This window comes from Pseudoxanthomonas yeongjuensis, assembly GCF_010093345.1.
Taxonomy (GTDB): Bacteria; Pseudomonadota; Gammaproteobacteria; order Xanthomonadales; family Xanthomonadaceae; genus Pseudoxanthomonas_A; species Pseudoxanthomonas_A yeongjuensis.
Map to the genome: position 1 here is coordinate 772,315 of NZ_PDWT01000001.1, position 20,077 is coordinate 792,391.

17 protein-coding genes are annotated in these 20,077 nt (G+C 65.2%); 10 read left to right on the plus strand and 7 right to left on the minus strand.

What is annotated here, in order from left to right; all coding sequences use genetic code 11:
- Nucleotides 1-23 precede the first annotated feature (23 nt).
- The 4 genes from CSC74_RS03390 to cmk all read right to left on the minus strand — a co-directional run bounded on the left by CSC74_RS03390 (nt 24) and on the right by cmk (nt 3,384).
- Complete coding sequence (locus CSC74_RS03390) at nt 24-293, minus strand: LapA family protein (RefSeq protein ID WP_162312993.1); 270 nt, start codon at nt 291-293, stop codon at nt 24-26.
- A 97-nt stretch (nt 294-390) separates the two neighbouring features.
- Complete coding sequence (locus CSC74_RS03395) at nt 391-696, minus strand: integration host factor subunit beta (RefSeq protein WP_162312994.1); 306 nt, start codon at nt 694-696, stop codon at nt 391-393.
- A gap of 73 nt (nt 697-769) precedes the next feature.
- Nucleotides 770-2,464 carry a 30S ribosomal protein S1 gene (gene rpsA, locus CSC74_RS03400; protein ID WP_162312995.1) on the minus strand — a complete coding sequence of 565 codons (1,695 nt, stop codon included), beginning with the start codon at nt 2,462-2,464 and terminating at the stop codon, nt 770-772.
- A gap of 248 nt (nt 2,465-2,712) precedes the next feature.
- On the minus strand, nt 2,713-3,384 hold the full coding sequence (gene cmk, locus CSC74_RS03405; RefSeq protein ID WP_162312996.1) for a (d)CMP kinase: 672 nt from the start codon (nt 3,382-3,384) through the stop codon (nt 2,713-2,715).
- Nucleotides 3,385-3,584: 200 nt separating this feature from the next.
- Between cmk and ykgO the strand changes: the two genes are divergently transcribed.
- The 8 genes from ykgO (at nt 3,585) to CSC74_RS03445 (ending at nt 10,686) form a co-directional block, all read left to right on the plus strand.
- Nucleotides 3,585-3,710 (plus strand): type B 50S ribosomal protein L36, encoded by a 126-nt coding sequence (ykgO, locus tag CSC74_RS03410; RefSeq protein WP_005913193.1) that lies wholly within the window; start codon nt 3,585-3,587, stop codon nt 3,708-3,710.
- Between the two features lie 242 nt (nt 3,711-3,952).
- Complete coding sequence (locus tag CSC74_RS03415; protein ID WP_162312997.1) at nt 3,953-4,282, plus strand: hypothetical protein; 330 nt, start codon at nt 3,953-3,955, stop codon at nt 4,280-4,282.
- 13 nt (nt 4,283-4,295) lie between these two features.
- Nucleotides 4,296-5,327, plus strand: coding sequence for an agmatine deiminase family protein (locus CSC74_RS03420; protein WP_162312998.1), 1,032 nt, complete (start codon nt 4,296-4,298; stop codon nt 5,325-5,327).
- Between the two features lie 120 nt (nt 5,328-5,447).
- Nucleotides 5,448-6,422, plus strand: coding sequence for an aldo/keto reductase (locus CSC74_RS03425; RefSeq protein WP_211369539.1), 975 nt, complete (start codon nt 5,448-5,450; stop codon nt 6,420-6,422).
- Between the two features lie 10 nt (nt 6,423-6,432).
- Nucleotides 6,433-7,746, plus strand: coding sequence for an NTP/NDP exchange transporter (locus tag CSC74_RS03430; RefSeq protein WP_162312999.1), 1,314 nt, complete (start codon nt 6,433-6,435; stop codon nt 7,744-7,746).
- Nucleotides 7,747-7,945: 199 nt separating this feature from the next.
- A complete protein-coding gene (locus CSC74_RS03435) occupies nt 7,946-8,830 on the plus strand; it encodes a carbon-nitrogen hydrolase (protein ID WP_162313000.1) in 885 nt (294 codons plus the stop codon).
- A gap of 10 nt (nt 8,831-8,840) precedes the next feature.
- On the plus strand, nt 8,841-9,377 hold the full coding sequence (locus CSC74_RS03440) for a GNAT family N-acetyltransferase (protein WP_162313001.1): 537 nt from the start codon (nt 8,841-8,843) through the stop codon (nt 9,375-9,377).
- Nucleotides 9,378-9,450: 73 nt separating this feature from the next.
- Nucleotides 9,451-10,686 carry a TraB/GumN family protein gene (locus CSC74_RS03445; protein WP_162313002.1) on the plus strand — a complete coding sequence of 412 codons (1,236 nt, stop codon included), beginning with the start codon at nt 9,451-9,453 and terminating at the stop codon, nt 10,684-10,686.
- Between the two features lie 374 nt (nt 10,687-11,060).
- On the opposite strand, the gene CSC74_RS03450 is transcribed toward CSC74_RS03445, so the two are convergent.
- Genes CSC74_RS03450 through CSC74_RS03460 form a run of 3 tightly spaced genes read right to left on the minus strand, consistent with a single transcriptional unit; the run spans nt 11,061 to nt 18,813 of the window.
- On the minus strand, nt 11,061-14,180 hold the full coding sequence (locus tag CSC74_RS03450) for an efflux RND transporter permease subunit (protein ID WP_162313003.1): 3,120 nt from the start codon (nt 14,178-14,180) through the stop codon (nt 11,061-11,063).
- Entirely contained in the window at nt 14,177-17,704 is a 3,528-nt protein-coding gene (locus tag CSC74_RS03455; protein ID WP_162313004.1) for an efflux RND transporter permease subunit, read from the minus strand. The genes CSC74_RS03450 and CSC74_RS03455 overlap by 4 nt, the downstream gene beginning before the upstream one ends.
- A complete protein-coding gene (locus CSC74_RS03460; protein ID WP_425501433.1) occupies nt 17,701-18,813 on the minus strand; it encodes an efflux RND transporter periplasmic adaptor subunit in 1,113 nt (370 codons plus the stop codon). The genes CSC74_RS03455 and CSC74_RS03460 overlap by 4 nt, the downstream gene beginning before the upstream one ends.
- Nucleotides 18,814-19,136: 323 nt before the next feature.
- On the opposite strand from CSC74_RS03460, the gene CSC74_RS03465 reads away from it, so the two are divergent.
- A complete protein-coding gene (locus tag CSC74_RS03465) occupies nt 19,137-19,547 on the plus strand; it encodes a c-type cytochrome (protein ID WP_162313705.1) in 411 nt (136 codons plus the stop codon).
- 7 nt (nt 19,548-19,554) lie between these two features.
- Nucleotides 19,555-20,004, plus strand: coding sequence for a c-type cytochrome (locus CSC74_RS03470; protein ID WP_162313006.1), 450 nt, complete (start codon nt 19,555-19,557; stop codon nt 20,002-20,004).
- Nucleotides 20,005-20,077: the final 73 nt, after the last annotated feature.

The window sequence follows — 20,077 nt, forward strand, 5'->3', positions numbered from 1 at the left end:
GCGTTATCGGCCTGTTGGATCGGCTAGACGCCGGCACCCGGCATCGGTGTTGGCGCGGCGGCCTGCTTGTTGGCTTTGCGCAACCTGGCGTACAGCGGCCACACCAGCGTCGCCAGCATGATCAGCCCGCCTATGACCACTCCGGCCAGCAATGACAGGATGATCGCCACGCCCGAGGAAGTCTGGATATCGGTGAACAACAACTTCAACGTGATCGGCTGGGTGTTGAGCACGCCGATCAGCAGACCGGCACCCAGGAAGATCAGCGCCACGATCAGACGCAGGATATTCATCGGACAGCTCCATGCACAGGAGCCGCTAGCTTACTCCGAGACTGTCGCCGACTACACGCCGCGGAACCAGCGGACCACGACGACGGACCACGACGATCTATTCGCCGCTTTCCTCGATCGGGGTCACGCCACTGACGCGCTCGCGCAGTTCCTTGCCGGGCTTGAAATGCGGCACGTGCTTGGCCGGCAGGGCGACGGAATCACCGGTCTTGGGATTACGGCCCAGACGGGGCGGACGGTAATGCAGGGAAAAACTCCCGAATCCACGGATCTCGATGCGTTCGCCTTGGGCCAGGGCACCGCCCATCATCTCCAGCAGCGACTTCACTGCCAGATCGACGTCGTCGGCCTTCAGGTGCGGCTGGCGACGGCTCAGGATTTCGATGAGTTCGGATTTGGTCATCGTCACGGAAATAGGCGAAGGGCACCACTACCGGCCCGGTACGAACCGGGCCGGCGTGGATCGGATGGCTTGCTTACTCGGACTTGTTGCCTTCCAGCTGCGCGCGCAGCAACGCGCCGAGCTGGGTGGTGGCGCCGGTCGAAGACGAGGAAGACTGCGACTGGTAATCCTCCAGCGTTTCGCGCATTTCGGCGTCGTCCTTGGCCTTGATCGAGAGCTGCAGCACGCGGCCCTTGCGGTCCATGCCGACGAAACGGGCTTCGATCTTCTCGCCCACCTTCAGGTGCTGGCTGGCGTCGTCGATGCGCTCGTTGCTGATGTCGCGCGCGGCGACGTAGCCTTCGACGCCTTCGGCGATGTCGATGATGGCGCCCTTGGCGTCCACTTCACGCACCGTGCCTTCCAGCTTGGAGCCCTTCGGGTTGGCGGCCATGAACTGGCCGAACGGGTCCTGCTCCAGTTGCTTGACGCCCAGGCTGATGCGCTCGCGTTCCGGGTCCACGGCAAGCACGACGGCTTCCAGCGTGTCGCCCTTCTTGTAGTTGCGGGCCACGTCTTCGCCGGTGGAGTTCCAGCTGATATCGGACAGGTGGATCAGGCCGTCGATACCGCCGTCCAGGCCGATGAAGATGCCGAAGTCGGTGATCGACTTGATCTGGCCCGACACCTTGTCGTTCTTCTTGTGGATGGCGGCGAAGGTTTCCCACGGATTGGCGGCGACCTGCTTCATGCCCAGCGAGATGCGGCGACGCTCCTCGTCCACGTCCAGCACCATCACTTCGACGTCGTCGCCGACCTGCACGACCTTGGACGGGTTGACGTTCTTGTTGGTCCAGTCCATTTCCGAAACGTGGACCAGGCCTTCGACGCCCGGCTCGATCTCGACGAACGCGCCGTAATCGGTGACGTTGGAGACCTTGCCGTATACGCGGCTGTTGGCCGGGTAGCGGCGGGCGATGTTGTCCCACGGATCCTCGCCCAGCTGCTTCAGGCCCAGGCTGACGCGGTTGCGTTCGCGGTCGTACTTGAGCACGCGAACGTCGAGTTCCTGGCCGACTTCCACGACTTCGGACGGATGGCGCACGCGCTTCCAGGCCATGTCGGTGATGTGCAGCAGGCCGTCGATGCCGCCCAGGTCCACGAACGCGCCGTAATCGGTGAGGTTCTTGACCACGCCCTTCAGCACCACGCCTTCCTGCAGCTTGTCCATCAGCTGCTCGCGCTCTTCCGAATGCTCGCTCTCGACCACCGCACGGCGGGAGACCACGACATTGTTGCGCTTGCGATCCAGCTTGATCAGCTTGAACTCGAGTTCCTTGCCTTCCAGGTAGCCGGGGTCGCGCACGGGGCGCACGTCGACCAGCGAACCCGGCAGGAACGCGCGGACGTCCTTGATGTCGACGGTGAAGCCGCCCTTGACCTTGCCGCTGATGCGGCCGGTGATGGTGGCGTTGGCTTCCAGCGCTTCTTCCAGTTCGTCCCAGACCATGGCGCGCTTGGCTTTCTCGCGCGACAGCACGGTTTCGCCGAAGCCGTTCTCGAGCGAGTCGAGGGCGACCTTAACTTCATCGCCGACGGCCACGGTAAGCGTGCCGTCGTCGTTACGGAACTGTTCGATCGGCACGATGCCTTCGGACTTCAGGCCGGCGTTGATCACCACCACGTCGTTGCGGACTTCCACGACGGTGCCCATGACGATGGAACCGGGCTTCAGCTTGGTGAGGTGGATCTGGCTCTGTTCAAACAGTTCTGCAAATGATTCGATCATTGAAAAAATCTCGGTTGATGACGCAGACCGGAAGCGCGTTGTCGCGTGCGTGCCGGTCCACCCGTTGTCGGCCTGGCGGAATGCCTGTGGCCGTGAGTGTTGTGGTGGATGAACCGCCGGAACACGTTTCCGGCGGGGCTGTTCTGCTGCACGACATTGCAATCCGTCGAACCGGCTGGAAAACCATCCCCATCCTTGCCTTCCCCTCGAAGGGGAAGGAAACGGGTGTAGCCGCAATACAGCCGCGACTACGGGCTCACCAATGCCAGCACGCGCTCCACGACCTGATCGATGTTCAGGCCGGTGGTATCGAGGAGGACGGCGTCTTCGGCCGGCCTCAACGGTGCCACCGTGCGCTGGGCATCACGGGCGTCGCGGGCGAGAATCTCGCGTAGCAGACCGGCTATAGTGACGGAAACCCCTTTGTCTTTCAACTGGTTATAGCGCCTTTCCGCCCTCTCTTCGGCGCTGGCGGTCAGGAAAACCTTGTACTGGGCGTCGGAGAAGATGACCGTACCCATGTCCCGTCCGTCGGCCACCAGGCCCGGCGCCTGCCGAAAAGCGCGCTGGCGCTCCTTCAGCGCCGAACGGACCTCGGGGAAGGCGGCGATGGCCGAGGCCACGGCGCCGGTGGTTTCCAGGCGCAATTCGTCGGTGGCGTCGACGCCATTGACCCAGACCCGTAGGTCGCCAAGGTCGTCCTCCCTGAATGCGACTTCGGTATCGAAGGTGCAGCGCACCAGCGCGGCGGGATCGGAGATGTCCAGGTTGGCCCAGCTGGCCGCGACCCCGACCGCACGGTATAGCGCCCCGGAGTCCAGGTAGTGCCAGCCCAGTCGCCTGGCGACGATGCGACTGACGGTGCCCTTGCCGGCGCCGGAAGGACCGTCGATGGTCAGTACTGGAATGTTTTCGGACATGACTACCCCGTGGTTTTGGGCATTATGCCCGGCCCGGGGCATGGCCCGCGGCTCCGGCTCGGCCGTGCCGCATGCAAGGGCTTGAACCTCAACGGAAAAAACCGCTAGAATGCGCGGCTTGATTTTCGTCCCGGCCGTGCCACTGGCTCGCACCGATCCCATTCCCAGACAGTTCCACCCCAAATTCCCCGAGGTATGTCATGAAAGTCCTTTCCTCCCTGAAGTCGGCAAAGACCCGTCATCGCGACTGCAAGGTGGTCCGCCGCCGTGGCAAGGTCTTCGTGATCTGCAAGTCGAACCCGCGTTTCAAGGCGCGCCAGCGCTGAAACCCTCGGGTATGGCCAAGGCGCGCCTGCGCTGAAACCACGATGTGACCAAGCGCGCTGCCAAACCGCAGCCCGCCTGGCGAACCGCAAAGCCGCCGGAAGGCGGCTTTTGTTTTCGCCACTTGCTGCCTCGGCGCGTGGCGACGCTGCAACCGGCCCTGTTGCCCGATATCCGGGCGGCGCGGCGGTTTTTTGTTGGGGCGCTTTTGCTATAAAGACGCGTCCTCTGGGGAGCCACCGCCATGAACCGTCGCCTTTACGCCGTTCCGTTGTTCGCCCTGCTTTGCTGCGCCGGCACTGCCGGCGCCGACACCTTGCTGATCGAGCGCGCGCAGGAAAAACCCGCCGCAGCCCTGCCCGTACGCGGTCAGACCGCCGCCCAGGTGGAGGCCAGGTTTGGCGCTCCCCAGCAGAAGCTCGAACCGCGTGGCGGCCAGAAAAGCCAGTGGCCGGTGATCAACCGCTGGGTGTATGCCGATTTCACCGTATATTTCGAGAAGAGCCGCGTCATCGACGTGGTCGCCAACCAGGCCAGCCCGGACGAAATCGGGCCCAAGCCTCCAATCAGATAAGACCAAGACTTCCATGACCGATGCCTTTCGCTTCCCTGCGGAATGGGAACCCCAGTCCGCGGTCCTGATCGCGTGGCCGCATGCCGACACCGACTGGTCCGAGCGGCTGGCCGGGGTCGAAGAAACCTACGTGGCCCTGGTCGCGGCGATTACCCGCTTCGAGCCGGTGATCATCTGCATCGCCGACGAGGATCTGCAGGTCTATGCCGAAGCGCGCCTACGCTCCGCGCGGATCGACATGGCCCGGGTGCGTTTCGTACCCGCCGAATACGACGACACCTGGCTGCGCGATACCGGCCCCATCACCCTGCGCGCGGACGATCGCTTCAAGCAACTCGATTTCCGCTTCACCGGCTGGGGCGGGAAATACCAGGCAAGTCGCGACGACCGCCTGGTCGGCGAACTCTCCGGCATGAACCTGTTCCATAACTATTTCGTCCAAAGCATTGATTTTGCTTTGGAAGGTGGCGCCATTGAAACCGATGGTCGAGGTACCTTGCTGAGCACCTGGCAATGCCTGCATGAGCGTCATCCCGATGTGCCGCGTGAAGAAATCACCGCCAGACTGAGCGAGTGGCTGCGGCAGGACCGGGTCCTGTGGCTCGATCACGGTTACCTGGAAGGCGACGACACCGACGCCCATATCGACACCCTCGCCCGCTTCGCGCCCGGCGACGGCATCGTGTTCCAGGCCTGCGACGATCCAACCGATTCGCACTACCCCGAGCTCATGGCCATGGCCGACGAGATCGCCGCGTTGCGCACCCGCGATGGCCAGCCGTATCGCCTGTTCCCGCTGCCGTGGGCCAAACCGGTCATCGACGAAGGCCGCCGCCTGGCCGCGTCGTACGCCAACTACCTGATCATCAACGGCGCGGTGCTGATCCCGGCCTATGGCGATCAGGCCGACGCGAAGGCCGCCGAAGTGCTGGCCGCCGCCTACCCGGGCCGCGAGATCGTGCAGGTGCCGTGCCGGCCGCTGATCTGGCAGAACGGCAGCCTGCATTGCATCACCATGCAATTGCCCGAGGGTCTGGTGGGCTGATACCCCTTGTCCGTCGGTCCCGGCATGACTTCAGTTGGGGGCTGAACAAACGCTTCGTTTACACACGCTTATCCGTGATCGCGGATAACCAGCAGTCACCGCTCATCAGTGGAGGCTGCCGTGTACACACGACGCAAATTCCTGGCTTCGACCACCCTCGCCGCCGCCGGCCTGACCCTGGCGGCCTGCCGCGACAATGCCCAGGCGGGAGCCGCCCAGGCACCTGCCGGCCGGACCCCGGCCAGCGCCCCACCTGCCGCGATATCCGGCCCCTTGAACACCCGCGCCATCCCCGCCACCGGCGAGAAGATCCCGGTCATCGGCATGGGCACTTCCGGCAGCTTCGAGGTCGGCGATTCCGCCGCCGAACTGGATCCATTGCGCGAGGTGCTGAAACGCTTCTTCGCCGCGGGCGCAACCGTGATCGATACCGCGCCTACCTACAGCGTGGCCGAAGACCGGATGGGCGCGCTGCTCACTGAACAGGATCTCGCCGGCAAGGCGTGGCTGGCGACCAAGCTGTCCGGCGTCAGTGGCCGCGAAGAAGGCATGGCCCAGTTCCACGAAAGCCTGCGCCGACTCAAGACCGACAAGGTCGCGCTGCTGCAGGTCCACAACCTCGGCGACCTGAAAACCCAACTCGCCGTCGCCCGCGAACTGAAGGCGCAAGGCAAGGTGCGCTACGTCGGCGTCACCCATTACCTGGAAAGCGCGCAGGACCAACTGACTGATATCGTCCAGGCGGAGAAACCCGACTTCCTGCAGATCAATTATTCGGTGGTGTCGCGCGGCGCCGAGAAGCGCGTGCTGCCGCTGGCCCGCGACCTGGGCGTGGCGGTGATGATCAACCGCGCCTTCGAGGACGGCAAGCTGTTCGCGCAGGTCAAGGACAAGCCGCTGCCGGAAGCGCTGGCCGCTGCCGGTGTAGGTTCATGGGCGCAGGCCTTCCTGAAATTCGCGCTGAGCCATCCGGCGGTGACGGTGGTGATTCCGGCCACCGGCAAGCCGGATCGGCAGAGCGACAATCTGAAGGCCGGCATCGGTCCGGACCTTGACGAAGCGCAGCGCCAGGCGCTGGTCGCGGCACTCGCTTGATCCGCCCCCGATGAACCAGCCGACCTCCGGGGCTCCATCAGCACTGCGCCTCGTCGCCCGCGTGTTCAATGTCGAACCGCACGAAGCGCCCGCCGTGGCGGCGGGACTGGCGATGTTCTTCCTGCTGTTCACCGGCTACTTCATGCTGCGGCCGATCCGCGAAACCATGGGCGTGACGGGCGGCGTGGACAACCTGCAATGGCTGTTCACCGGCACGTTCCTGGCCACGGTGGCGGTATTGCCACTGTTCGGCTGGCTGGCATCGAAGGTGGCAAGACGGCGGATCGTACCGTGGGTGTTCGGCCTGGTGGTGCTGAGCCTGCTTGGATTCGGCATCGCGATGCTGTCGCAGCCGGACGATCCGTGGAACGCCCGGGCGTTCTATATCTGGGTTTCGGTCATCAACATGCTGATGATCTCGCTGGCCTGGAGCGTGCTGGCCGATGTGTTCGTCACCGGCGAGGCCAAGCGGTTGTTCGCGCTGATCGCCGGCGGCGCCAGCCTGGGCGGATTGGCGGGTCCGCTGCTGACCACATGGCTGGTCGAGCCGCTGGGGCACGGCGGCCTATTGTTGCTCTCCGCGATGCTCATCGCCTGCAGCGCGGCAACTGCCATGTGGTTGCATCGCTGGCGCGATGGCCACCCCTTGCCTGCCCACCACAGCAGTCCGGAACAACGCAGTCGTCCACTCGGCGGCAATCCGTTCGCGGGCGCCACGGCGGTGTTCAAGTCGCGCTACCTCATTGCCATCGCGGTATTCGTGGTGCTGCTGTCCAGCGTCACCACCTTCCTGTATTTCGAACAGGCGCGACTGGTGGCTGAAACCTTCCCTGACCAGACCCGGCAGACGCAGGTGTTCGGCGCCATCGACGCCGTGGTCCAGGGCATGGCCATCCTGACCCAGGTGTTCCTCACCGGGCGGGTGGCGCAACGGCTGGGCGTCGGCGTGTTGCTGGTGGCGGTGCCGGTGATCGTGGCGGCCGGATTCGTCTGGCTGGCGCTGGCGCCGACCTTCGCGGTGTTCGTGGTGGTGATGGTGGTGCGGCGCGCGGGCGAATACGCGTTTGTGCGGCCGGGCCGCGAGATGCTGTACACCGTGGTCCCACCGGAAGCCAAGTACAAGGCCAAGAACTTCATCGACACCGTGGTTTACCGCGGCGGCGATGCGGTCAGCGCCTGGATCAAGCGCGGCCTGGACCTGGTGGCCGACCACCCGGCGCTGGCGATGCTGATCGGCGCCGGCATCGCCCTGGTCTGGGCTTTCACCGGCAGCCTGCTGGGCCGCTGGCAGCGCGGACAGGAAGTGGAAAATACATCTTCCTGACTTGAAGGGCGTTTACTCCGATCGCCGTCATCTACTCCGGACATCGTCATGACCAGCCATTCGGCTGGTCATGACGAGCAATGAGGATCCCGCTCTGGTAAGCGCCATTCCTCATCCGATCCCCGTATTCACGCTACGGAAGCCCCCGCCGCGGCCTTCCGCGTTACCATGCGCCCTCCCCGTATCGCCCGCCTTTCCCATGACCCGCAACACCCTGCCCGTCGCCCTGATCCAGGAAAAGAACCATGGCGATGCCGAGGCCAACCTGGCGGTGATCGAGCAGCGCGTGGCCGAAGCCGCCAAGCGCGGAGCCAGGCTGGTCCTGCTGCAGGAACTGCACAACGGCGCGTATTTCTGCCAGCACGAGTCGGTGGACGAATTCGACCTGGCCGAACCGATCCCCGGTCCCAGCAGCGAACGCCTCGGCAAACTGGCCAAGCGGCATGGCGTGGTCCTGGTCAGTTCGCTGTTCGAGCGCCGCGCCGCCGGGCTGTACCACAACACCGCGGTCGTGTTCGAAAAGGACGGCAGCACGCTGGGCAAGTACCGCAAGATGCACATCCCGGACGATCCTGGTTTCTACGAGAAGTTCTACTTCACTCCCGGCGACATCGGCTTCAAGCCGATCGATACTTCGGTGGGCCGCCTCGGCGTGCTGGTGTGCTGGGACCAGTGGTATCCGGAAGCCGCGCGCCTGATGGCGCTGGCCGGGGCGGAAGTGCTGCTCTACCCGACCGCGATCGGCTGGGATCCGGACGATGCGCAGGACGAGAAGGACCGCCAGCGCGGCGCGTGGATCCTCAGTCACCGCGGCCACGCGGTCGCCAACGGCCTGCCGGTGCTGTCGTGCAATCGGGTCGGCCACGAAGCCTCTCCTCTGGGCGCATCGGGCATCCAGTTCTGGGGCAACAGCCATGTCCTCGGGCCGCAAGGCGAGTTCATCGCCGAAGCGAGCGGCGAAGCGGAAATCCTCAGCGCCGAAATCGACCTCGCCCGCAGCGAACACGTGCGCCGCATCTGGCCGTTTCTGCGCGACCGCCGCATCGATGCCTATGGCGACCTGCTGAAGCGCTACATCGATTGAGACGCTGCGCTTGGACCTGATCATCCGCGACGTCACGCCGGCGGACATGCCGGCCATCTCCGCCATCTACGCGTCGGAAGTCCGGGACCACGTCAATACCTACGAGTACGACGTCCCGGACCAGGCCGAGATGCAGCGCCGCATGTGGGGCATCGTCGAGGCGGGCTATCCCTACCTGGTCGCGGAAGCCGGTGGACAACTGCTGGGATACGCTTACGCCAGCAGTTACCGCGCACGCGCCGGCTACCGCTTCACGGTGGAGAACTCGGTGTACGTCGCGGCGGGACGGCAGGGACATGGCGTCGGCGCGGCGCTGCTGGAGCGCCTGATCGCCGAATGCGGGGCGCGCGGCTACCGGCAGATGATCGCGGTGATCGGCGAACCCGCCAACACCGCGTCGATCCGGCTGCACGAGAAATTCGGCTTCCAGTTGATCGGCGTTTTCCGCGGCATCGCCTGGAAGCACGGCCGCTGGCTGGACACCGTGCAGATGCAGCGCGCGCTGGGCCGAGGCGATCGCGACGCACCCGCCGCTGAAATTCCTTGAACATCATCGTAGGAGCGACGTCAGTCGCGACTGACGTCGCTCCTATGAAACCCCACGCTTCGAGCCTGAATCAATGATCGAAACCCCAGACCAGCCACTCCTCGCCGACCCGCTCGCCGGTCAGCCCCACCAGATCGTCGAACGCGATGGCGTGCGCTACACCCTGCTCGGCACCGCGCATGTGTCCAAGGCCAGCGTCGATGCGGTGGTCGCGGCGATCGCCGATGGCAACTACGACGCGGTCGCGGTCGAACTGGATGCGCAGCGGCTGCAGGCGTTGAACGATCCCGATGCGCTGGCCAAGCTAGACCTGGTCAAGGTGATCCGCGACGGCAAGGTCGCGCTGTTCGCCGCGAACCTGGGCCTGGCCGCGTACCAGCGCCGTCTCGCCGAACAGCTCGGCATCGAGCCCGGCGCGGAACTCAAGGCCGCGGCCAATGCGGCGAAAGGCCGTGGCCTGGACCTGCACCTGATCGACCGCGATGTCGGCCTGACCTTCAAGCGCATTTCAGCCAAGCTGGGCTTCATCGGCCGGATCAAGCTGGGCGCGGGGCTGGCGACCAGCCTGTTCGTCGACGATGAAGTCGGCGAAGAGGAAATCGAGAACCTGAAACAGGGCGACATGCTGGAATCGAGCTTCGGCGAATTCGCCAAGCAGAGCCCCGCTCTGTTCGCGGCGCTGATCGACGAACGCGACCAGTACATGGCGGCGCGCTTGCGCCAGATCGAGGCCGCGCCTGGAGCCGACAAGCCTTACGAAGTGCTGGCGGTGGTCGGCGCCGGCCACTTGCAGGGGCTGGCGCGTTACCTGGGAGAGGAACAGCGCGATCCCACCGCGCTGTGCGAGGAGTTGAACCATGTGCAGCAGAAAAAGAAACTGCCCTGGTTCACCATCGCCCTCACCACCCTGGTCCTGGGCGGCATCGCCTGGGGCTTCTGGCACGGCGGTTATGCGGTCGGCGCGGACCTGCTCAAGCAATGGGTCCTGTTCACCGCCGGCCTGGCCGCCGTGGGTTGCGCATTGGCGGGTGGACACCCGCTCAGCATCCTGGCCGGGGCCATCGCCGCACCGCTCAAGCCGTTCCGTCCCGGCATTCCGTCCGGCATGTTCAGCGCGCTGGTCGAAGTGCGGATACGCAAGCCGGCCTACGGCGATTTCCTGGCGCTACGCGACGACGCGCAGACCCTGCGCGGCTGGTACCGCAACCGCGTCTCGCGCGTGGTCCTGAACTTCATCCTGACCAACCTGGGCACCGGTATCGGCGTGTGGATCGCCGGGGCGCGCATCTTCGGCAAGTTGGCCGGTTGATCGCAGCTTGGTCCTTGTAGACCCGAGCTCGCTCGGATGCTTTAGGTGCTTTGTAGGTCCGAGCTTGCTCGGATGCTTTTCGCATTGAAGCCAGAGCATCCGAGCAAGCTCGGACCTGCGCCCCGAAGCGGCATGAGGCTTTTTTCTATTCCGGAAGGCAAATTTTCTGTTCGCGAATGGCTTTTTTGTCTTCGCGAAGAGCTCTGCGGCATTCCGGAAGGCTTGTTTGCTCTTCCGGCAAACAAGAAAGCCGCCCGGAGGCGGCTTTTCGGAGTTGACGGCAGGTGTCGGCTCAACCAGAACCATAGAGTGGACCCCGGCCCGCCAGACGACGTCGCCGTCATCCATGCGGTGGGCTTGAGCCCACCCTATGGCTACTCCACCTTCAATGCCGCTACCGCTGCCGCCGGCACGCCGCCTTCGCCCTTGCGCGTGCGCGCCCGCTTGAGCAGGCGTGACGTGCCGCTGCGCATGTCGTCGAGGATCGCGTAGATGGTCGGCAGGAACAGCAGGCTGACCACGGTGGAGAACGCCAGGCCGCCGGCGATCGCGCGCGCCATCGGGTAGTACGGCGGACCGTCGCCGCCCATCTGGGTGTTGCCCCAGGCGATCGGGATCATCGCCAGGATCGCCGTGCCCATGGTCATCAGGATCGGCCGCAATCGTTCCCGGCTGCCGCTCACCAATGCATCGGTCCGCGACAGGCCGCGCCGTCGCAGGTTGTTGATGTGCTCGATCATCACGATGCCGTTGTTCACCACCACGCCCATCAGCACCAGGATGCCGATGAAGGCCATGATGTTGAACTCGGTGCCGGTCAACCAGAACAGCCAGAACACCCCGAACACCGAGAACAGCACGCCGCTCATGATCGCCGCCGGGAACAGCAGCGACTCGAACACCGCCGCCATCACGATGTAGATCAACAGCAGCGCGATGATCAGGTTCTTGCCCATCTGCGCGCCGGCTTCGTCCTCTTCCTGGAACGCGCCGCCGTCGAACGAATAGCTGTAGCCGGTCGGGAACGAAGCGGCCTTGAGCACGCCTTCCATGGCCTCGCGCGCCTCGGGCACGGTGACCTTGTCGGCCAGGTTGGCCTGCACGGTCAGCGTGGTCTGGCGATTGGTCCGCGAGATCTGCGTCGCGGCCGGAGTCACGCCCACGTCGACCATGCTCAGCAGCGGCACGGTGCGTCCGTCCGGCGCGCGGACCATGAACGTATCCAGGTCCTCGATGCCGTATTGCTCGGCGCCGGCGAAGCGCACCCATACCGGGACTTCGCTCTCGCCACGGCGGAACTCGCGCAATGGCGCGCCACGCAGGGCGATGCCGACGAACTTCGCCACCTCGTCGGCGCTGAAGCCGAAGGCCGCCGCGCGCTCGCGGTCCACGCGCACCGACAGCTCGCTGTTCTGGTCGCCCGCATTGACCTTCACGTCGCGCAACTGCGGGCTCTTGGACAGCATCGGCACGATGTCCCTGGCGATCTCGGCCAGGGTTTCGGTCGAATCGCCGACCAGCTGCACCTGCACGTTCTCGCCCGGCTGGCCGCTGCCACCCGGTCCGCCACCACCGCCATTGCCGATGCCAATCGTCGCGCGCGCGGACTTGGGCAGCTCCTTGCGGATTCCGTCGATCAGCGCCTTGGTATCGCTATTGTCGAGCGTGCTCATGTCGAACTTGATCCGGGTGCCCGCATCGCCTTCCTCGCTGTACCAGGAATAGATCTGCTCGACATGGAAGCGCTTGCGGTTGGCGTCCATGAACTTCTCGACCTTGAGCACTTCGTCGGAGATCTGCTCGAGGCTGTAGGAACCCTTCCACTGGTAGAAGATGTTGGTTTCGCCGCCGTCCTCGCCGCCGAACATGTTCTTCTTGGTCAACATCATCGGCACGATGCTGACCATGATGATCAGCAGGATGCCCAGCACGCTCCAGCCGCGGTGGTCCAGGGTCCAGCGCAACAGGCCCGCGTAGCGGTTCTGCATGCGCGGGATGATGCCCTTGTGGCTGCCCACCGCCGGCGGCGTCTTCAGCCGCGCCGACAGCATCGGGATCAGGCTGACCGCGACCAGCCACGAGGCCAGCAGCGACACCGAGATGGTGATCGCGATCTGCGACAGGTAGATGCTGAGGAAATTGCGTTCGCCGAACAGGTTCGGCACGAACACGATGCAGTGGCACAGGGTGCCGGCCGACAGGGCGATGGCCACATGGCGGGTGCCGACGATCGAAGCCAGCCGCGGCTGGTCGGGCATCCGTTCCCGTTCCTGATAGATGCTTTCCACCACCACCACGGCGTTGTCCACCAGCATGCCGATGGCCAGCAACAGGCCCATCATCGACAGGATGTTGAGGGTCACCCCGGCGAAGTACATGAAGCCCAGGGTCATGACGAAGCAGATCGGGATCGCCAGCGTCACCATCAGGGTCGATGGCCAGTGGCGCAGGAAGAAGAACAGCACCGCGATCGACAGCACCAGGCCGATCGCCCCGGCCTCGGCCAGCTCGATCAGCGAGGTGGTGACGTTGTCGCCCTGGTTGTCGATGATCTTGACCTGCAGGTCGTTGAGCGAAGGCTCCTTGCGGATTTCCTCCACTTCCTTCAGCGCATTGCGCGAGACCTCCACCAGGTTGGCGTTGCGTTCCTTGAAGATGTCCAGGCCGACCGCTTTCTTGCCGTCCAGGCGGCGGCCCATGTTCATGCGCTCCTTCTTCAGGCGCACGTCGGCGATGTCGGACAAGCGCACGCCGTTGCCGATGACCAGGTCGCGCAACTGCTGCAGGTCGTTGAGTTCGCCCACCGGCTGCACCCGCAGGCGCATGCCGCCGTCGGTGATGGTGCCGGCCGAGACCGAGAAGTTCACCGCCTGCAGGCGCGTGGTCAGGTCGTTGAGGCCCAGTCCGTGCGCGGTCAGCCGATCCTGGTTGATCGCGATCTCGACCTCGTTGGCCGGCGCGCCGGAGATGTCCACGCGGGCCACGCCGGGAATGCGTTCGATGCGCCGCTTGAACTCGCGGTCGATCATGTCGTACGCGCCGGTCAGGTCCATTTCGCTGGACAGGCGCACGCGCAGCACCGGCTGGTCGGTGGTGGAGAACTTCAGCACCACGTAGCGCTGCAGGTCGTCGGGCAAGTCGGCGCGGATCGCGTCGATGCGCTCGCGGGCCTCGGAGGCGGCGATGGCCACGTCGCGCTCCCAGTCCGAGAACTGGATGAAGATCTGCGCGCCATCGGCCGTGGCATTGGCGTCGATGCGCTTGATCCCGGCCATGGTCGACAGCGTTTCCTCCACCGGTCGCAGCACCGTGCGCTCCACTTCATCGGGGGTGGAGCCGGCATACGGCATCTGCACGAAGATGAAAGGCGGCGAGACTTCCGGGAAGGCCTCCAGCGGCAAGCGGAAGGCCGCGATCAGGCCGATCACGGTCAGCGACACGAACAGCATGATCGCGCTGACCGGACGCTTGATGCTCAGTTCGGCGATGCTCATGCGCGGCTGGGCTCCTGCGCTCCGGCATCACCGGCGTGCCCGCTGGAGTGCTCTATCGTCTGGCGATGCAGGCGGCCGCGTTCGGCGTAGTACTCGTCGGAGCGGCGATCCAGCAGGTCGTACACCACCGGGATCACCACCAGGGTCAGCAGGGTCGAGACCAGCAGGCCGCCGATCACCGTGATCGCCATCGGCGAACGCACTTCCGCACCCTCGCCGAAGGCCAACGCCAGCGGCAGGAAGCCGAACAGCGTGCACAGCGTGGTCATGGTGATCGGGCGCAGGCGCGAGCGTGCACCCTCCACCAACGCGATGCGCTTGGCCACGCCGGCTTCGCGCAACTGGTTGACCTTGTCGATCAGGATGATCGCGTTCTTGACCACCAGGCCGACCAGCAGGATCAAGCCGATGAACACCACCACCGAGACCGGCGAGCGGGTCAGCAGCAAGGCCAGTACCGCGCCGACCAGCGCCAAGGGGATGGTGAACAGGATCACGAACGGATGCAGCAGCGATTCGAACTGCGAGGCCATCACCAGGTAGACCAGGAAGATCGCCAGACCGAAGGCGAACAACAGCGCCTTGACCGACTCAGCCAGTTCCTCGCCCTGCCCGCCGATATGCATGCCGATGCCTGCGCCCAGATTGTTTTTGGCGACCATGTCCCGCACTTCCTCGACCGCGCCGCCCAGGTCGATGTCGCGCAGGTTCGAGGAAACGATCGCCACCCGCACCTGGTCGGCGCGGTGGATCTCGCTCGGGCCTACCGTGGACACGACCTCGGCCACCGATTCCAGAGTCACCGGCCGCGAACTGCCGGGATTGACGATCAGCTTGCGGATGCTTTCCACCGAGGCACGGTCCGATTCCTGCGCACGCACCAGCACGTCGATCTTGCGGTCGCGGAAGCTGTAGCGCGTGGCCACGTCGCCGCGCACCTTCTTCACCACCACATCGGCGATCTGGCGCGTGGTCAGGCCCAGCGCCCCGGCGCGTTCCTGGTCGAAGCGGATCTGGATCTCGGGGAAGCCTTCTTCCACCGTCGATTTCACGTCGGCGTAGTGCGGGTTGGCGCGCAGCATCGCGGCCATCTTCTGCCCGGCCTTCTGGATCGTCTCCAGGTCCTGTCCGCGCAATTCGATTTCCAGCGGGGTGGAGAAACTGAAGAGTTCCGGGCGGCGGAAATCGGCCTGCGCGCCCGGATGGTCCTTGATCGACGCGCGCAGCTTCTCGGTTTCGCTCGCCTCCAGTTCCTTGCTGCCGCCATCGGCCATGACCACAGTGATCTTGCCGATGTTCTCGCCGCTCTCGGTCGGGCTGGCGTCCAGCCGCGTGCCGGTGCCGCTGACGCCGTACAGCGCGTGGATGCCTTCGTCCTTGGCGTGCTTCTGCTGCAGGTCGCGGACGATGTCGTCGGTGCGGCTGAGCGGCGTGCCGGGCGGCAATTTGACCGTCATCTCGAAGCGGTCCTGGGCCAGCTGCGGGATCAGGTCGGCGCCCAGCATCGGGATCGCCATCAGGGTCAGGACGAACGCCGCCGCGGCCATGCCCAGCACCAGCCATGGCTTGCCCAGCGAAGTGGGCAGCAGCTTCATGTAACCGCGTTCGGCGCGGTCGTACGGCGCCATGGCCAGGTCGCTGGCCTTGCGCATCACCGGTCCGACCACCGCGACCAACCCGCGCCATGCGCGCACGAACAACCAGGCGATGCCGAAGAAGAAACCGCGCACGCCCGCGCCTACGCCGTGCCCGGTAGCGGCCAAGGGTTTCTGCCAACGCGATTGCGGCTGCCAGCGCGGATGCGGCGCTTCCTCCGGGAAGGCCATCGGCGGCCTGCCCTTCAACGCGCTCAGCATCGGGATCAGGGTCATCGACACCACCAGCGACACGGCGATGGCTATCGCCACGGTCAGGGCCTGGTCGCGGAACAGCTGTCCGGCGATGCCCTGCACGAACACCAGCGGCAGGAACACGGCGATGGTAGTCAGGGTGGAAGCGACCACCGCCATGCTCACCTCGCCGGTGCCGGTGATGGCGGCCTGCAACACGCTGAGCCCGCGCTCGCGCGCCTTGGCGATGCTTTCCAGCACGACGATCGAGTCGTCGACCACCAGGCCGGTGGCCAGCGCCAGGCCGCCCAGCGACATCACGTTGAGACTCAGGCCCAACTGGTCCATGAAGAAGAAGGTGGTGATGATCGAGGTCGGCAGCGACAGCGCGACCACGAAGGTGCTCCAGCCGTCGCGCAGGAACAGGAAGATGATCAGGATCGCCAGCATGCCGCCGATCAGCGCATCGACCTCCACGTCGGAGATCGCGTGCTTGATGAAAGTCGACTGGTCGTCGATGGTGGTCAGTTCGACGTCGGACGGAACCTGTTCCTTGATCTGCTCGAGCTTCTTCCTGATCGCATCGGCGGTGGACACGGTGTTGGCGTCGCCTTCCTTGTAGATCGCCAGCTCCACCGCTTCATGCCCGGCCAGGCGGATGATGCCTTCGCGCTCCTTGTAGCCCTGGCGCACGTCGGCGATGTCCTTCAGGCGCACCGGCATGCCACCGGCGATCGCAGTCGAACTGGAGGACGATGCGCTCTGCACCGAAGCCGCAGCGGCCATGGTCGCTGCGTCGCCGCTGGAGGCGGCGATCGCCGCCATCTGCTGGGCCGCGCTGGCCGCATCGCTGCCGCCGCCACTCTGGGTAGTGACCAGCATGTTGCGGATTTCGTCGACCGTGGCGAACTGGTTGACGGTGCGCACCAGGTAGCGTTGCGAGCCCTGCTCCAGGCGGCCGCCGGAGATATTGATGTTCTCCTGCTGCAGGCGCTGGATCACGGTGTCGATCGGCAGATTCAACTGCGCCAGCTTCTGCTGGTCGATGTCGACCTGAATCTCGTCTTCGAGGCCGCCGCCGACCTTGACCGCGGCCACGCCGCTGACCGGCTCGAGTTTCTTCTTCAGGTCTTCATCGGCGTAGCGCCGCAACTCGGTGAGCTGGCGGATGGCATCGGCATCGGTCTTACCGCCGGCCTTGGACGACAGCGCCAGGCGCATGATCGGCTGGGTGGACGGATTGAAACGCAGCAGCACCGGCGCCTTGGCTTCCAGCGGCAGCTGCAGGACTTCCATCTTGTCGCGCACTTCGAGACTTGCCTGGTCCATGTCGGTGCCCCAGGCGAATTCCAGGACCACGTCGCTCTGGCCGGTGCGCGAAACCGACTTCAGCTTGCGCAGGTTCTTGACCACGCCGACCGCTTCCTCGACCGGCTCGGAGATCAGCGTCTCGATCTCCGACGGAGCGGCGCCGGTGTATTCGGTGCGCACGGTCAGGGTGGGATAGCTCAGATCCGGCAACAGGTTGACCTTGAGCGCCATCAGCCCGAGGAAACCGAACAGGAACATGGTGATCCAGAACATCGCCACGGTGACCCGGCGACGGGTGGAGAATTCCACCAGGCCGCCCCCGGTCAGGCCCGCAGGTGGCGCGAGCGGATCGGTGCCTTGCCCTTCAGAAGCATGCCCGCTCATTGTTTCTTACCGGCAGCTTCAACCTCCACCTTGACGGTGGCGGTTTTCTTGACCTTGTCGCCGATCACCTCCACCGGAGTGCCGTCGCGCAAGGCGATCTTGCCCGCGGTCACCACGCCATCGCCTGCCTTGAGGCCTTCGCGGATCTCGACCCACTCGCCATCCATGTAGCCGGTCTTGACCGCGACCCGCGCCGCCTTGCCGGCGCGTACCGCGAACACCGCCGGTTCGCCTTCGTCGTCCAGCAACGCCACGCGCGGCACGACCAGGGCATCGGCGCGCTTGTCGTAATCGATCCTGATGCGCCCGAACATGCCCGGCTGCAACGAATCGCCATTGCCGGAGAAACTGCAGACCACACGGAAGGTACCGCTGCCCGAATCGACCACCGGGGCGATGCGGTCGACTATGCCGGTGAAGCTCTGGCCCGGCAGCGCATCGGCGGTGAGTTGCACCGGCTGCCCCGCCTTCAGCGTGGCGATCTCGCGCTCGGGGACGTTGAGGGTGGCTTCCAGTTTCGAGTTGTCGACGATGCGGAAGATCGGCGTGTTGATCTGCACGAAGTTGCCGGTCTTGATTGAGCGCGAAGCGACGATCCCGGAAATCGGCGCGGTCACCGTGGTGTAGGAAAGTTCCAGCGTGGCCAGGGTGTACTGGGCGCGTGCGTTCTCCAGATCGAACTTGATCTGGTCGACGTCGTTGGCGCTGATCATCTGCTGTGCGACGAGTTGCCTGGCGCGGTTGTAGTTGTTTTCCAGCTTGTGCATCTGCGCCGAAGCCTGGGCTACCGCCAGCCGCGAACGGTCCGGATCCAGCCGCACCAGCGCCTGCCCGGCACGCACCGTCTGGCCCTCTTCGACCAGGACCGCAAGGGCCACGCCCGAGGTCTTGGCCACTACCTGCGATTCGCCGCGCGGTTCCAGTGCGGCGGTCCCGGTATAGCTGGCCGCGACCGGCCGATGCGCCGCCTTGACCACTTCGACCGGTACCGCATCGGGGCCTTTCGCGGCATCGCCAGGCTTGGCCTGGGCCTCCCCGTCGCCTTTCTTGCAGGCACCCAACGAAAGCCCCAGGACAAGGACCAGGGCGGAGGCGCGCAGCGCACGCATGGAGAGACGGCCTGCGGAGAAGTCGGGTCGGAACATGCGGGTACCAGGTGGTTGTTAGGTGTTGTACATAGGTATATCACCCAACCCCTGCCCGAACATGCGCCGAAGGTCATGGTGACTTGCGTCGGATCGTCCTTCACTCACCAACGGAAGTGGCAAGGATGCACGGCACACGCCTGCGCGGAATAGCCGATCATGGGCATTGTCGGGCACGCGAGTGGCGTGCGGATGGCAGGCGCCGGGAGTCGCACGCTATACTTCGCCCAGCCAAGCGCTGCGGTTGGACGCAGCGCACGCAAAAGAGAGACCCGGATTACGACATGATGCGACCGCTTCCGCTCGCCGCTTGCCTTGCCTTGGCCGCCGCCCTTCCGCTGGCCGCCGCCGTCACCGCACAGGTTCCTGCCCAGCAGGAAACCGCGCCCGCCACCACCGAAGCCGCCCCGGCTCCGGCCGCCGCACCCGCCGCTCCGCAAAAGCTGGCCGGCGACGCGCAGAACGGCCGCACCCTGTCCTACACCTGCCAGGGTTGCCACGGCCTCACCGGCTACAAGAACGCCTATCCGAGCTACCACGTGCCCCGGATCGGAGGCCAGTCGGCCGAATACCTGACCCAGGCCCTGACCGAATACAAGAAAGGCAACCGCAAGCATCCCACCATGCAAGCGCAGTCCGAGAGTTTCTCGGACCAGGACATCGCCGATCTTTCCGCCTACCTTTCCTCGTTGAAGTAAGCCACCCATGTCGAATGCCGTGCACGCCCAGCGTCTAGCCATCGCCCTGCTCGCCGCCCTCGCCCTGGCCGCCTGCTCCCAGAACAATGAAGTCGCCGCCGAAGACCCCGGCCATGCCAGCGGCGAGCACGGCTCCAGTTCCTCCGCGGGCCTGCCCGATGGCCGCATCGCCATCGGCGAGAAGCGCGCGCAGGTCAAGAGCGAAGCGACCAAACAGAGCTGCGTGGATTGCCACGGCGCCGAAGGCAATGCGCCGATCGATGCCACCTACCCCAAGCTCGGCGGCCAGTACGGCGATTACATCGCCCACGCGCTGCAGGCCTACCGCGCCGGCAACCGCCAGAATGCATTGATGACCCCGCAGGCCGCGCAATTGAGCGACCAGGACATCTCCGACCTGGCCGCCTATTTCGGCTCACGCAGCACCCAGTTGCGCGACCTGCACGGCGTCGACTGAGCGGTCCCGGAAGTCGCAAAAAAAAAACGGGGCCGTGAGGCCCCGTTTTCGTTGCGCCGGAAAGAGATCAGGA